This is a genomic window from Kribbella sp. NPDC048928 (assembly GCF_043197975.1).
Lineage (GTDB): Bacteria > Actinomycetota > Actinomycetes > Propionibacteriales > Kribbellaceae > Kribbella.
Window position 1 is genome coordinate 168,989 of record NZ_JBICUC010000003.1, and the last position, 12,567, is coordinate 181,555.

Annotated in this window: 8 protein-coding genes and 1 pseudogene; 3 read left to right on the forward strand and 6 right to left on the reverse strand. The window is 69.6% G+C overall.

Annotated elements, in window-relative coordinates:
* The first annotated feature begins 4 nt into the window (after positions 1 to 4).
* Positions 5 to 1,267, forward strand: a complete 1,263-nt coding sequence (locus tag ACGFI6_RS14285) for a hypothetical protein (protein ID WP_393118442.1) — start codon at positions 5 to 7, stop codon at positions 1,265 to 1,267.
* A gap of 256 nt (positions 1,268 to 1,523) precedes the next feature.
* Here the strand turns inward: ACGFI6_RS14285 and ACGFI6_RS14290 are convergent, their stop codons facing one another.
* The 4 genes and pseudogenes from ACGFI6_RS14290 to ACGFI6_RS14305 all read right to left on the reverse strand — a co-directional run bounded on the left by ACGFI6_RS14290 (position 1,524) and on the right by ACGFI6_RS14305 (position 6,459).
* Positions 1,524 to 1,832: a hypothetical protein gene (locus tag ACGFI6_RS14290; RefSeq protein WP_393119766.1), complete on the reverse strand. Its 309-nt coding sequence runs from the start codon at positions 1,830 to 1,832 to the stop codon at positions 1,524 to 1,526.
* A gap of 368 nt (positions 1,833 to 2,200) precedes the next feature.
* Positions 2,201 to 2,350, reverse strand: a pseudogene (locus ACGFI6_RS14295) (type IV toxin-antitoxin system AbiEi family antitoxin domain-containing protein); the annotation flags it as partial.
* A 216-nt stretch (positions 2,351 to 2,566) separates the two neighbouring features.
* The gene (locus tag ACGFI6_RS14300; RefSeq protein ID WP_393118444.1) at positions 2,567 to 4,096 is read right to left on the reverse strand and encodes a fibronectin type III domain-containing protein; all 1,530 of its coding nucleotides are present in this window, start codon (positions 4,094 to 4,096) and stop codon (positions 2,567 to 2,569) included.
* A gap of 143 nt (positions 4,097 to 4,239) precedes the next feature.
* On the reverse strand, positions 4,240 to 6,459 hold the full coding sequence (locus tag ACGFI6_RS14305; RefSeq protein WP_393118446.1) for a LamG-like jellyroll fold domain-containing protein: 2,220 nt from the start codon (positions 6,457 to 6,459) through the stop codon (positions 4,240 to 4,242).
* 168 nt (positions 6,460 to 6,627) lie between these two features.
* Between ACGFI6_RS14305 and ACGFI6_RS14310 the strand changes: the two genes are divergently transcribed.
* Both ACGFI6_RS14310 and ACGFI6_RS14315 read left to right on the forward strand, forming a co-directional pair.
* Complete coding sequence (locus ACGFI6_RS14310; RefSeq protein WP_393118448.1) at positions 6,628 to 8,232, forward strand: Wzz/FepE/Etk N-terminal domain-containing protein; 1,605 nt, start codon at positions 6,628 to 6,630, stop codon at positions 8,230 to 8,232.
* A 3-nt stretch (positions 8,233 to 8,235) separates the two neighbouring features.
* The gene (locus ACGFI6_RS14315; protein ID WP_393118450.1) at positions 8,236 to 9,510 is read left to right on the forward strand and encodes an O-antigen ligase family protein; all 1,275 of its coding nucleotides are present in this window, start codon (positions 8,236 to 8,238) and stop codon (positions 9,508 to 9,510) included.
* Here ACGFI6_RS14315 and ACGFI6_RS14320 read toward each other — a convergent pair.
* Together ACGFI6_RS14320 and uxaC are read right to left on the reverse strand one after the other, a co-directional pair.
* Positions 9,496 to 11,025 (reverse strand): right-handed parallel beta-helix repeat-containing protein, encoded by a 1,530-nt coding sequence (locus tag ACGFI6_RS14320; RefSeq protein WP_393118451.1) that lies wholly within the window; start codon positions 11,023 to 11,025, stop codon positions 9,496 to 9,498. The genes ACGFI6_RS14315 and ACGFI6_RS14320 overlap by 15 nt on opposite strands.
* A 43-nt stretch (positions 11,026 to 11,068) precedes the next feature.
* Positions 11,069 to 12,481, reverse strand: a complete 1,413-nt coding sequence (gene uxaC / locus ACGFI6_RS14325; protein ID WP_393118453.1) for a glucuronate isomerase — start codon at positions 12,479 to 12,481, stop codon at positions 11,069 to 11,071.
* Positions 12,482 to 12,567 lie beyond the last annotated feature (86 nt).

Sequence of the window (12,567 nt, forward strand, 5' to 3'; positions counted from 1 at the left end):
GGCGGTGAAGATCCGGCGGCCGAAGCTACGTCGGCTGGCCGGTCCGGCCGGCCGCGCGACCTGGGGTCTGGCCGACCAGGCGCTGTCCAGCTTGAGCAATCTTGCCGTCGGGGTGGTCGTGGCGCGCTCGAGTACGGTGGCGGACTTCGGCGTGTACGCGCTGGCGTTCGGCGGCTACACGATCGCGCTCAACGTCTCCCGTGCGGTCTCCACCGAGCCGCTCGCAGTCAGGCATTCCGGCGACCGCACGCCTGACTGGGAGAGAGCGGTCCGCGCGAGCACCGCGACCGCCATCCTGTGCGGTCTGCTCGCCTTGCTGGTCGGGCTCGCGATCGCCGCGTTTCCTGGTGTTCCGTCGCGGGGCGTGCTGCTCGCGTTCGCGATCACGATGCCCGGACTACTGCTGCAGGATGCCTGGCGCTGGGCGTTTTTCGTCGTCGGCGAAGGCCAGAAGGCGTTCGTCAACGACCTGATCTGGCTGGTCGCCATGCTCGCGATCTTCGGCGGCCTCTACCTGACCGGTACGACGTCCGCGTTCTCGCTGACGTTCGGGTGGGGACTCGGTGCCGTGATCGCCGCGATCGCGGGGCGCTTCCAGGCCGGAGTGGCGCCACGCCGGCAGCTTATCCGGGAGTGGATCCGCCGGAACTGGGACCTGAGCCCGAAGTACGTCGGTGAGATGCTCGCGGTCTCCGGCACCATCCAGGTGTACATGCTCGGCATCACCGCGGCCGCGGGCCTGGTCGCCACCGCGGGAATTCGCGGCGCGCAGGTCCTACTCGGCCCGGTGAACGTGCTCAACCAGGGCATCCGGATGATCTCGGTGCCGGAGGCGGCCCGGGCTTTGAAGCACTCGTACCGGCGGCTGTGGCTCGTCGGCCTGGCGATCTCGTTCGGCGTCGGCGCGGGCGCCCTGGCCTGGGGCGCGGTCTTCCTCCTGCTCCCCGCGGTTGTCGGGCGTCAACTGCTCGGACCGGGCGTTTGGACTCAGGCGCACGGCGTACTGGTCCCGGTCATCCTGCTGCAGGCCCTCGGCGCCTCGAACGCCGGTGCCTTCGCGATCCTCCGCGCTCTCACCGCAGCCACCCGCGGGCTCCGCGTCCGGCTGATCTCCTCGGTCATCCTGATCACCTGCGGAGTGACCGGCGCCTACCTCTGGGGCCCCAGAGGCGCCGCCTGGGGTCTGGCCGGCGCCTCCTCAGCCACCCTGCTCCTCTGGTGGAACGAAGCCCACCGAGCCATCGCCGCCCACCGCCAAACCCACTAACGGCCGCCCTCCGTGGGCTTCCGCAGCACCGGCCCGTCCGTGGGCTCCCGCAGCACCTGCCCTGTCCGCGGGCTGCCGCAGCGCCCGCCCCGCCGCCCGTCGGCCCGGGCCACGTCACCTCCGCGCCATCGCTGACATGGTGAGCGCGGGGCAGGCGGTGTCAGGCGCCGAACATGCGGGGTGCAACGGCGGGTGCGTGGAGCGGTGTGCCCGCCGGTGTGCCCGCGGGTGGGTTGGCGGGGCGTTTGGGGGTGGGTCAGGCGGCGCGGCGGTTTGGAGTCAGGACGCGGGTCAGGCGGGCGGCGGTGCGGTGCGGGTGGTTGAGGTCGGTCCAGTCAGCCCGGTAGACCGCGAGACCGATGCCCCGCAGCCGGTTCTCGCGAGTCTTCTCGGCGACGAAGGTATCGGCGGTTGCACCGGCGTACTTGATCCGGCCGTCGAATTCAGCGATCGCATCGCGTCCGGGGAAGTCGAAGTCGACGCGGGCGATGAAGCCGTCATCGTCGTAGTACTCAACTTGCAGGTCCGGGGTCGGCAGGCCGAAGTCGTGGATGAGTACCCGCATCCGCGACTCACTACGCCGGCCTCGAACGACGCCGTACAAGCAGTTTCGACGACTGCTCTGGGAACCGCGGTCACGAGCTTGCCGTCGAGTTCGGTCAGGTCGCCGGACGCCAGCCGGCCGCGGTGGTACTTGACACCGGCGACGCCACCGCCGTGCCTGCGTTCGTTCAGGTGCGTGAGGTGCACCTTCGAGAGGTCGAGGCCCCAGACCGGCAGACCATGTAGTACCAACGCCGATTGGTGGCTGAGGGCAACAGATCCCGGTCGCATCGCGTTCAGTGCGGCGAAGGCCGAGCGGCGGTATACCGCGAGTTCGCGGTCCCACGGGGCGAGTACGCTCACGTCCAACGCTTCGGCGTACTGGCCGTACCGCACCCGCTCCCAACGACCGCTGCGGATCCGGTCGCGGATTCCCTGGGCCGTGTATCCGCAGTCCAGGGCCTGGGCACGGCTGAACACGCCACCTTGACTCTCGGCGACGGCCGCCAGCATGCGATTCACGCGCCAAGGATCGGTCATCACCACAGCCCGGCGCCAACGTGATGCCGACACCCTGTGGATAACCGCGCCGAAGCACTTCACCAGCTGAGAGGTTGACCGCCGAGCTGGTGGGTTGGCCCGTTGGTATGGACAGGCCGAACCCACCAGCTCAGAGGTCAACCTCTCAGCTGGTGGGTTCGCTGGTCAGGGGGACGGCGGCGGGTTGCTGGCTACGGGGCGGCGGTGGGTTGCTGGTTAGGGGACCTTGACGGTGGCGGTGGCGCCCTTCATGATGTTGCGGCCGTCGTGGACCTCGAGGTGGTACGAGTACGTCGAGCCGCGCTTGAGGCCGCGGTCGATGACCTGGTACTTCTTGCGGGTCTGCCAGAAGTACGACGTGTACTTGTTCGAGCCGATGTTCAGCGCGCCGCGGAACACGTTGTACGTGAGCGTCAGGTTGTCCAGGTCGTACGAGTCCGGGTAGGTGACGTACGCGCGGCCGGCGGTCGTCGCGACCACGGTCGGCCGCGGCGGAACGCGGGGTGCGGCGCCACCGGGGGCGTTGGTGAACCGGGCGATGCCTACCTGGATCGCACCGTTCACGTGCAGGAAGTCGCCGCCGACCCACAGGTCCGTCGCGGTGCCGGCCATCGCCAGCGGGCCGACCTTCGTGGTGCTCTTCGGGTTCGCGTCGGTGTTCGGGAACCACGGCCCGATGTTGCCGTTGATCGCGCTCTCGACGAGCAGGTAGTGGGTGCCGGTGCCGTTCGGGAATCCGTTCGGGGACGCGGTGCAGTCGTGCGCGTGCGAGCCCTTGTAGACCCAGTTGCCGATCGCCTTGATCGCCTCGGTCGCGCCCAGGCACTTGTTCTGCCACAGCAGTTTGCCGGTCGACACCTGCGCGGCGAGTACGCCGTCGTAGCAGCCGGACCCGTCGCCGCCGTTGGACACGTACACGTTGTCGCCGAGGGTGTCGATGTCCTTCACACGCGTGGTGCAGGTCGCGGTCGGCTTCGGGATGGCCGCCGCGGCCGGGAAGCTGTAGGCCGCGCCGGTCGTGGTGTTCAGCATCGCCAGCGAGTAGTGGTCCTTGCCGCCGATGGTGCTGAACGGTCCGCCGACGAAGACCCGGCTGCCGTTGTCGGAGACGTCGACCGCGTACACATCGGCGTTCGCGTTCGGGTTCCACGGCAGCAGGTCGCCCTGGAGCAGCCGGACGGCGCCGAGCCGGTTGCGGGCCACGCCGTCGATCTTGCCGAAGGCGCCGCCGATGTAGACGGTGCTGCCGGAGATCGCCAGTGCCTTGACGCGGGCCGCGACGACCGGGTCCCAGGCCGCGACGAGCTTGCCGGTGACCACGCTGAACATCGCGATCTTGCTGCGCCGGATGCCGTTGACCATCGTGAAGTCACCGCCGACGACGACCCACTTGCCGTCCGGGCTCGTGGCGATGCTGTAGACGGGCCCGTTGAGGGTCGGCGCGAACGCGGTCGGGGCCCCGGTGGTGCGGTTGAACGCGGCGAGGTACGTACGGACCGTCTCCGGCGCCTGGCCGGACGCCTTCCCCGGCTGCCGGAGCCTGGTGAACAGGCCGCCCGCGAACACCGTGTTCCCGGAGATTGCCAGCGCGTTGACGCTGTTGTTGGTCTGCCACGAGGGCTGCTTGATCGCGGAAACAGCGGACGCGAAGCCCGGTGTCGCCGCCTCCACCGGCGGTCCCGAGGGGATCAGCGCAGCGGCCAGAACAGCCGCGGCGGTGACAACGGCCAGCACTAACTTCTTCATTTGTGTCCTTCAACAGGCGGGGTCGAACAGCGCGTGCCTCATCACGCACCAGCGGCGGACATTACCGCTGTGGGAGGCCCACCGGAAGCGAGCCTCCCATCTGCGTTACAACTTTGTGCCAGAACTTGCAGAGAGACGCTTTTTCACCTTGCTGCGTAGTGCGACTGGACCTGCGCCGCTGTCAGCGCGTACGGGTAGACGGCGGCCTCGTCGATGCCCATCCCGGTCTGTGTCGCACCGCCGCCGGGCCACGAGTTCGTGAGGTCGTACCCGACCCGCCACCAGCCGTAGTACACCGACGCGGAGCCCACGGCAGCGCTGCCGCTGAGCACGCCGTCGACGTACAGCTTCATGTTTCCGCTGTCGTAGGTACCGACGACGTGGTGCCAGGTGCCGTCGTTCTTGCCGGACGGGCTGGTCAATGTGCGCTGCGCGCCGTCGTTGACGCCGAACACGACTGCCCCGTTGGTCCGCATGTACAGCATCCGGTCGCCACCGCCGCCGCTGTTGGTGGTCTTGGAGTTGCCGAAGCCGATGATCCGGCCGCCACGGTTGAACCCGCTCTGCTTGACCCACGCCTCGACCGTGAACTGCTGCGGCATGCTGTACGCCTTCTCGCCGACCATCCGCCCGCTGCTCGAGCTGATTGTCATCGACGTGTTCCCGGCGATCGCACCAGCGGCGCCCAGCGTGACACCGCTGAACGGCCCGTTGTTGCTCTGCCCCGACGAGTCCACCGAGGTCGTCGTACCGGCCGGCTCACCGAGCCGCCAGTACGCCTGCGGCCCGTCCGCGTTGACGATCTGGTCGTACGCCGTCGATGCGGCCGAGGCGACCGTGATCGGGTCGGAGTAGTTGCCGCGGATCGTCGTACTGCCGTCGGTCACCTCGACGCGGTAGTTCGTCTCCTCGCCCGGCGCCGACGACGTGTCGGTGTAGCTCAGCCACGGCCGGTCCCACGGCGTGGACTTGGCGGTCCAGGTCGCGATCGTGGTGTTGCTGAACCCCTTGAGCAGCCGGTACGTCAGCGTGCTGTCGTCGTTGTCGACGACGGTGGGGAAGTGGATCTGTACGACCCCAGGCTGGACGCTGTACGGCAGCAGCTTGGCCGGCTTGGCCGGGGCCGCACCGGGTGTGGCGTTGGTGAAGTGCGTCAGGCCCTGCTGGCCGGCGCCGTTCACGTGCAGGAAGTCCCCACCGACCCACAGGTCGTTGCCGCCGGTCGCGAACGCCAGCGGACCGACGTTGGTCGCACTGTTCGGATCGGCGTCGGTGTTCGGGAACCACGGCCCGAGCGTGCCGTCGGTGAGCTTCTCGGTGAGCAGGAAGCGGTAGCCGAAGCCCTGCGGGAAGCCGCCCGCGCCCTGGTTGGCGCAGTCGTGCGCGTGCGAGCCCTTGTACAGCCAGCCGTTCACGACCTTGACCGCCTCGGTCGCACCGAGGCACTGGTTCTTCCACTTCAGCGTGTTGGTCGCGATGTCGACCGCCCAGGTGCCGTCGAAGCACCCGCCGCCGTCACCGCCGTTGCCGAAGTACACGGTGCCGCCGCTGGCGTCGATGGCCTTCACCCGGGTCAGGCAGGACCCGTTGGGCGGCGGTACGGCCGATGCGCCCGGGAAGGGCAGCACGGCGCCGGACACTGGGTCCAGACTGGTCACGGTGTTCTGGTTGGTGCCGTTGACGCTGGTGAACTGACCACCCGCGTACACCTTCGACGCGTCGTCGGCAGCGTCCACCGCGTACACGTCACCGTTGACCGACGGGGCCCACGGCAACAGTGCACCGGTGTCGGTGCTGACCGCGGCCAGCCGGTTGCGGGTCAGGTTGTTCACCAGGCCGAACGAGCCGCCGAAGTACACCGTCGTCCCGGAGACGGCGATGGTCTTCACGCGGTACGAGACCGAGGGCTTCCAGTTCGTGACCAGGGCACCGGTGGCGGTGTCGAAGGCGGCGATCCGGTTCCGGGTCTGGCCGTTGACGGTGGTGAAGTCACCGCCGACGAAGATCCGGGACCCGTCCGCGGACGCGGCCACGGCGTAGACCTGGCCGTTCAGCACCGGATTGAACGTACTGACCAGTGCGCCGGTGCTCGCGTCGAAGGCGGCCAGGTAGGCCTGGCCGACCTCGCCGGTCCCGGCCGCGGCGCCCGGCGGGCGGACGCTGGTGAAGCGGCCCCCGGCGTACGCCTTGCCGTCGGCGACCGCGATGCCCTGGACGCTGGCGTTGGTCTGCCAGCTCGAACTGGCGGTCGCGGCGAGTGAAGCCTCCACACTGTGTGCGGTTGGAGCGATGAGCAGCGTTCCTGCGATCGCCAGCAAGGCGCTGGTGATCCCCAGGCGCGTGAACAGCCGTCTTTGCGTCATGTCCCCCCTAGGACAAATCCGGCGCCGCCTCACGACGCCGTACACCGTTCTCTTGAAGCTCCCCCAGACAGAGAGTAGGGCACCGGAGCGAGATCGCGTACGCAGGCCGCCCGCCCCTGTGGATATCCTGGGTCGCCGGCGTGGGAACGAAGCGAGTGAGGTCACTGAATGGAACCGGGCACCGTGGTCTGGCGGGAGACCGCCCAGTCACTGCTGCGGCAGAAATGGCTGATCCTGGGCTGCGTGCTGCTCGGACTGCTCGGCGCCTCGGTGTTCGCGCTCTCCCAGACCACCCGCTGGACGGCCTCGAGCCAGCTCGTGATCGGCCCGGCCGTGCCACCGGCCCTGGTCGGGAAGCTGTCGGACGGCGCTGACAAGAGCGGCCCGCTGGGCATGGACCTGCCTGCCGAGACCCAGGCCCGTGTGATGGCCAGCCCGACGCTGCTGGCCGCCGTGGTGAAGCAGCTCGGGATGCCCACCGACGACAAGACCATCCAGCAGCTGGCCTCGGTGACTCGGGTGAAGGCGGTCACCGACAACGCCTACCTGGTCACCACCGACGGCCCGACCGCGCAGAAGGCGGTCGACCGGGCGAACGCGATCTCCGCGATCTACCTGAAGCAGCGCAACGACGAGGCCAAGGCCCTGCTCACGAACCTTGCCGAGCAGGCACAGGCCCGGGCGAAGACCGCGGCCCAGCAGTCCCGGGGCCTGGCGAGCCAGATCGACGAGGCGGTTCAGCGCGGCGACAACCAGACCGCGGCGGCGTTCCGGGACCAGCGGGTCACGCTGGCCACCGAGGCCCGGCAGGCCACCGACGACGCGGCAGCGATGGTGAAGGCACTGTCGACCGTCGGCGCCGGCAGCCAGCTGGTCACACCCGCCACGACCGATACTGCGAGCTCGTCGCCGATGGTTGCCCGCGACATCCTCGTCGGCGGCATCCTCGGCCTGGTGCTCGGCTTCGGCCTGGCGCTGCTGCGGTCGCACCTGACGCCGTACATCCTGACTCGTGACCAGGCGGCGCGCGCGGCCAGCGCGCCCGTGATGGCCGCGTCCGAGGGGCATCGCCGCCGGTTCTGGCAGCGGTCGGCCCCGGAGCTCCCGCAGTACGAGATAACGGCCCTCGGCGCCGAGGCGAGCGGCGCATTGGCGCGGCGCGAGCTGAACCCGCGCGCCCTCGCCGGCGGCAGCCCTGGCGCGCTGCTCGTGGTGTCGGCCTCCCCGACCCCGAACTCGGCAGGCATCGCCCTGGCGATGGCGGAGGCGAATGCGCGTGACGGCCGCGAGACCCTGCTCGTCCTGGCCGACATCGAAGGTACGCCGGTCCTCCCGCACCTCACCGGCCACGAGGGACTCACCGACCTCGTCAACGAGCCGGCCGCGACCAGGGCGATCCGCGCCCGCAAGCTGTTCCGCCCCGGTACGGTCGCCGACCTGTACGTACTGCCGCCCGGCCTGAACCACGAGGAGACCGCCGAGGCGGTCGGCCCGTCGCTGGTGCCCGGCATCGTCGCCGACCTCCCGCCGGGGTACTCCGTGGTGATCCACGGCCCGGCCTCCGTCGGACGGCACGGGATCTCGCCGCTCGCCGCCGCGGTCGACGCGTCCGTGCTGGTGGTCCAGGTCGGCCTCGACAAGGAGATGGACGTCGCGCGGCTGACCGGGGCGCTGCAGTTCGCGGGCGCACCGGTGCTCGGCATCGTGCTGATCGGCACCGCGACCCAGGACGAGACCCTCGGCATCCCCCTGAACTACAAGCCGCTGGACTAGGGCGTGCAGACGACCCTGGCGGCACCTGTCCCGGGCACGGTCGAGCAGGCGGACGAGCGACCGGCCTGGTTCTGGCTGATGCTGTGGTGCCTGTTCGTCCTCGGCGTGCAGCCGTGGTCGTCGCGGGTCGCGGCCCCGCAAGGTACGACTGGGTCCACGAACAGCATCGCCAAGGGCCTGCTGCTCGGTGCGGTGTTCCTGGTGGCGCTCGCGGCCACCAAGCCAGGCTTCCGGACCAGGGTGAATCCGGCCAGCTGGCTGTACGTCATGTACGTGCTGTTCGCCTGCGCCACCGCGTTCCTGCTGGCCGAGCCGCTGGGGCCGCTGACCCGGCTGGCCCGGTTCCTGATCGGGCTCGTGCTGGTCTTCCTGCTCTGGCGGCCGCTGATCCAGGTACCGGAGCGGCTGGTCCGCGCGACTCTCTGGGCACATCTGTTGCTGGCGGCAACCGTTGTGCTGAGTCTGGCGTACGCGCCGTCGGAGGCGTGGCGCCCGCTGAACTCGCTCGGCGCCGGGTACCGCCTGCAGGGTGTGATCATCCCGATGCTGCCGCCGCGGGTCGGTGAGGTCGGCGCGATCGTGCTCGGGCTGGCCCTGATCGGGCTGATCTGCCGCAAGCTGTCCACGCTGCCCGCGGTGGCGTTGATCGTCCTCGGCGGCGTACTGATCGCGGCCAGCCGGACACGCACGTCGGCCGCCGCGGTCGCGTTCGGGCTGGTGATCGCGCTGATCATCACCCGCAAGACCTGGGGCGGGCGGATCCTGTGTCTCGTCGTACCGGGGTTACTCGGGATCGCGTTCCTGACCATCGGATCGCTGCACACCTGGCTGCTGCGCGGTCAGGGTACGCAGCAGATCACCTCGCTGAGCGGCCGGACGACGAGTTGGCAGGCGGTCCTGGACGAGAAGGTGTCGACGCAGACCGCGATCATCGGCCACGGGCTCGGCAACAAGCGGGTCCTGCTGCGACGCGGCGAGGGCGACATCGACGTGATGGCGATCGACAACAGCTGGCTCGGCCTGTACTGGGAGACCGGGCTGCTCGCCGTCGCGATCGTCGCGCTCGCGCTGATCATGGCGTGGGTGGCGGTCCTCCGCGCGCCCACGCCGTACGTCAAGGCCTGCGGCGCCCTGCTGCTCGGGTACGTGACCACCGCGTCGCTCAACGAGAGCGGCCTGTCCGACCTGTCCTCGATGACGGTGCACCTGCTCGTGGCCGCCGCGATCTGCGACGCAGACCGGCTACGACATCGAAAACGTTTGTCAGCTGCTCACTGAGTCCTTGTCGAAGCCGGACTCCTGCCACTGCGACCAGGTCAACGTCTTGCCGTGGTACGAGAACCTGTCCTGCCCGCCCTCGACCCGGTAGCTGTTGCGGCGGAACGTGATCGCGCCGGGACCCGTCGGTGACTTCTTGTTCTCCACCACGCCGAGCGTCGAGGACGGATCCGTCATCACGACCAGGTTGCCCTCGACGAGCACGTTGCGCAGGACGTACTTGCCGCGCGGCCCGTCGCCACGGGTCCGGGACTGGATCGACAGCGCGTTCCGGTTGTCCTGGATCAGGTTGCCGCGGACCTGGACGTCGGACGACGTGTTGACGTTGATGCCGCCGCCGTCCCAGAGCGTCCCGCCGGACCCACGCCCGGTGCCGAACCCGTTGTGCTCGACAACGTTCTGGTCGATCACGCCGGCGTAGCTGATCTCGTACCGGATGCCGTCCGCGGCGTTGTCCCGGATCCGGTTCCCGGTGATCCGGCGGTCGTACTCCGCGATGTCGCTCCACATCCCGATGCCGCGGTTCCCGACGATGTCGTTGCCGCTGATGTCGCCGGACGACCGGGTGGACTTGATCCCGCCGGACTCCCAGTCCGCGATCCAGAACCCGTCGGTGTTGTTCCGGGTGACGAGGTTCGCGCTGATCCGGACCCCGGCCGACTTGTACTGCCCGATGCCGAGCTGTCCGTTGTCGGCGACCGTGTTCCGCGTGACCTCGGCCTTGTCGCCCTCGATCACCATGATCCCGACCGCATGGTTCCAGCGGACCTCGTTCGCGGTGACCTTCCAGCCGGGACCGGCCTGCACTGCGCCGGCCTGCGGGCGGCTCGCGAAGTGCTCGATGGTCAGACCGGTGACCGTCACGTTGTCCGCGGACTTGTCGATTGCCGTGGGCGTGCGGGACATCTCCAGTACGTGGCCGTCCGGGGCGTCGCCGACGTACACCGTGTTGGTTTTGTAGTCCCCGTAGAAGGTGCCGGGCTTCACCTGGGGCAGGCTCATCACGCGCGTCAGGTGCTTGCCGTCGACGTACAGCTGCTCGCCCCGCTGGCAAGGGTTGGTCTTGTTGTCCTCACACTGCCCCTTGAGCGGGTACGCCGGCGGCAGGACGCCCTGTACCGCCCAGGTCGTCCCGGTGCGCTTCCAGCCGGTGAGGCGGACGGCGCCACTCAGTACGGAGCCCTCGTTGCCGGCCAACGTGTCGCCTTCACGGGGCTGGATTGCGCGGGTGATGCGGTGCACGCCCTTCGCGAAACAGAACGTGGTCGCCTCGGGCGCGGCGTCGATGATCGGCTGCGGGTCGGTGCCGACCGGGATCGCGGTGCCGCTGCAGGGCTTCGCCGTACCCGGGCCGGTCGGTCCGAGTACGGCGGCTGCAGCGGCCGGGGGAGCGGTAGGGACGGTCACCGTTACCGTCGGGCCGCTGGTCGGCGCGGGAGCCTTCCCCGGGTCCGCCGAACAGCCCGACACCAGCAGCACCGCGGCACCAGCAGCCGCGACGGCCCCACGCCTCATCGCAATCCCTTCAACCGCCCCCGGTGAACAAGATTGCGTGAGACTACCTGTTGGAGAGGTACGTGTCCTTGGCGAGGTCGTACGCGAGCGCCTTGGCGACCTGCAGAGCGTCGTCCTCGTCCAGCCGGTGCTGTACGACCAGATTCGCCAGGTACCCGGCGTCGATCCGGCGTGCCAGGTCGTGCCGCGCCGGGATGGACAGGTACGCACGGGTGTCGTCGACGAAGCCTGACATGTTGTAGAAGCCGGCTGTCTCGGTGACGAGCTCCCGGAACCGCCGCATGCCGTCAGGGCTGTCCAGGAACCACCACGGCGCACCCAGCCGCACCGCCGGGTACACACCGGCCAGCGGAGCGAGCTCCCGCGAGTACACGGTTTCGTCGACGGTGAACAGCACCAGCCGGAACCCGTCCGCGTGCCCGAACCGCTCCAGCAGCGGCTGCAGCGACCGCGTGAACTCGGTTGCGACCGGGATGTCGTGCCCCTGGTCCGGCCCGTACGTCGCGAGGATCGCTGGGTCGTGGTCACGCAGTACGCCCGGGTGCAGCTGCATGACCAGCCCGTCCTCGGCCGACATCACCGCGAACTGGAACAGCATGTGCCCCGCGAACGCGGCGGAGTCCTCCGCCGTCACGTCACCCTTCAAGGCGCCGGCGTAGATACGTGCTGCCTCCGCGTCGCTGAGCGGTACGGCGGCGGCGCTGAGATGCCCGTGGTCGGTTGCCCGTGCACCTGCCGCGATGAACGCCTGCCGCCGCTGCCGTAGCGCCTGCAGGAACCCGTCGTACGTCGAGGTATCGGTGTCGGCCACCTGGCCGAGCTTGGTGATCAGGTCCGGCCAGCCGTCGCGGTCGACGTGCGCGGCGGCGTCCGGGCGGAACGTCGGGACCACGCGACCGGGCAGGTCGGCGGCGAGCTTCGCGTGCTGGGCGAGGTCGTCGGAGGCTGCGTCGGTGGTGGAGATCAGCTCGATGTTGAAGCGGTCGAGCAGCGCGCGCGGCCGGAACTCCGGCTCCGCGATCCGCGCCATGATCTGGTCGTACAGCTCGTCGGCGGTCTCCGCGGACGGGTGCACGTCGAGGCCGAGGACCTCGGCGAACTCGTGCTCCAGCCAGTACCGGCTGGGGGTGCCGAGGAAGAGGTGCCAGTTCGCGCAGAACTCGCGCCAGATCTCGCGCGGCTCGGCGCTCTGCTTGCCGTCGCGGCGGGGGAGGCCGAGCTTGTCCGGCGAGACGCCCTGGGAGACCAGCATCCGGGTCACGTAGTGGTCCGGGACGACCAGCAGCTCGGCCGGGTCGCCGAACGGCGCGTCGGTCGCGAACAGCCCGATGTCGACGTGCCCGTGCAGGCAGAGCAGCGGCAGGTCCTTCGTCGAGGCATGGATCCGGCGCGCGACGTCACGCGCGGGGCCGGCCGGCAGTGCTCGGTCCGGATGGGGCTGCAAGGCCTTCGGCATGGGTCCTCCGTTGAGCGGAACGTGAAACGAGTCCTGCAAAGGATTGCAGGAGCTACTTGTCAGCACAAGGGACGGTCCGGGGGACG